General features: G+C 57.4%; 2 protein-coding genes and 1 pseudogene. All 3 read right to left on the reverse strand.

The window, feature by feature from the left end; translation table 11 throughout:
• Positions 1–93 precede the first annotated feature (93 nt).
• Positions 94–384 (reverse strand): annotated as a pseudogene (locus tag ACSSV8_RS20170) (type II toxin-antitoxin system RelE/ParE family toxin); the annotation flags it as partial.
• Between the two features lie 4 nt (positions 385–388).
• Positions 389–643, reverse strand: a complete 255-nt coding sequence (locus tag ACSSV8_RS20175; protein WP_454283675.1) for a ribbon-helix-helix domain-containing protein — start codon at positions 641–643, stop codon at positions 389–391.
• A gap of 61 nt (positions 644–704) precedes the next feature.
• On the reverse strand, positions 705–1295 hold the full coding sequence (locus ACSSV8_RS20180; RefSeq protein WP_454283676.1) for a hypothetical protein: 591 nt from the start codon (positions 1293–1295) through the stop codon (positions 705–707).
• Positions 1296–1440: the final 145 nt, after the last annotated feature.

Below are 1440 nucleotides of genomic sequence, written 5' to 3' on the forward strand. Positions count from 1 at the left end.
TTGCTATATGAGGGCCGCACGCTCCAAGGCGCTCGCCCCAAACTGGCCGACTTTTGCTCCGCCACAATGGCCGAATTTTACTCCGCCGTTGACAAAACGATCCATCTGGTGCATCCGTTCATGCAAGATCGTCACGATGCCTATGTCGCCGTTCGGCAGGCGCCGCCAATACACGAAATGATGCTCGTGCCGGAAGTAAAACCCCTCGACCTCGAACTCTGCCGGGATCGGCCGCGACGCCACGCCGTGCCCCTCGATTTTGTCAAATTCCGCAAACAGCGCTGTAATGTACCGATCAGCCTGTTCAGCGCCCCATCGGTCGCGCGTGTACCGGTAGATCTCGTCAAGCCGCAGCGATGCAGCTTCTTGGACGCGCACGGCCATCCTGTCAGCCCTGGTTCCGGGCGATCACCTCGGCGGCCGTCAGCGCGTGGTAGCTTTCCTCCGGCGCTGCGAAAGCGCGTGTCAGTTCAGACTTCAGCCGGTTGAACGCTTCCCGCTCGGCACGCTCCTTGTCGCGCCGGATCAGGTCGCGGACGTATTCGCTGATGTTCTCGTAGGACCCGTTCTCACCGACGTTGGATGCCACGAACTCGCTCAGCACGCCGCTGATCCGCACCGTCATCGTTGTGGTCTGGGACATTACCGCCTCCATCTGCTTGCGTGTTCAAGATAAGCAATAATGAACGCACTCGCAAGGTGGGTCAGCAGCCCCGCATTTTTCTCAGTTCCGCCAATGGCTTGGCGCTGAGATGCAAAGTCAGATCGACCGTCGTCTGGCCCGCCTGTTCACGCGGAGCTATTTTTACTTCATCGATGCTCCCAGCATTTGGATCGTACGTGATGGGAAGTCTGATCCTGTGTTCTAGGCCGTCCGATGTACCTGTGGCATCCAAGAGCTGAACGCGAACGGACCCGCCGAAGTATCGGTTACCCCATATTCTCAGATGTTGTTCGATCACGACAGAAATGCTCAGCGGCTTGTCTATCAGCATTTGGGTGCCGGGTGCCATGCTGACATTGAACCCGCCTAGTTCAGTTGCCTGCCTACGGGCGAATTCAACAGTTGCTCCATCAAGATAGAGGAGGCCGGAAACATCCCTGTCCGAGCGAAAATCCAGAGGAAGGTTGCCATCTATTCGCGCGGCAGAGACGGTAACCAGCGTCGCTCCGTTCAGATTACGTTCCATCTCCCGCACCATTGGCCCAAGCGACAGACTTTCCGAGTTTTCGACAATTCCGGAAAGGATGCCTTGCAGCGCAGCTGGCGTCCGTGCGCTAAGGTTCGCGCGCATCAGCTCGTATCTCGCAGTCAGGTCAGCGGCGACTTTACATACCTCAGCGCTTCTTGTCGGCCATCAGCGCCCATGGAACTGTTTGGGCTGATTGCATAGCGGAGGGTTTGCGGCTCATCTTAACCCTAGATGGAGTTGAAGATGA

The organism is Roseovarius sp. MBR-79, from assembly GCF_053628555.1.

What these genes read in the sequence shown, in the direction of transcription:
- ACSSV8_RS20175 (WP_454283675.1), bottom strand. Translation starts at nt 643, where the DNA reads ATGTCCCAGACCACAACGATGACGGTGCGGATCAGCGGCGTGCTGAGC.
- ACSSV8_RS20180 (WP_454283676.1), bottom strand. Translation starts at nt 1,295, where the DNA reads ATGCGCGCGAACCTTAGCGCACGGACGCCAGCTGCGCTGCAAGGCATC.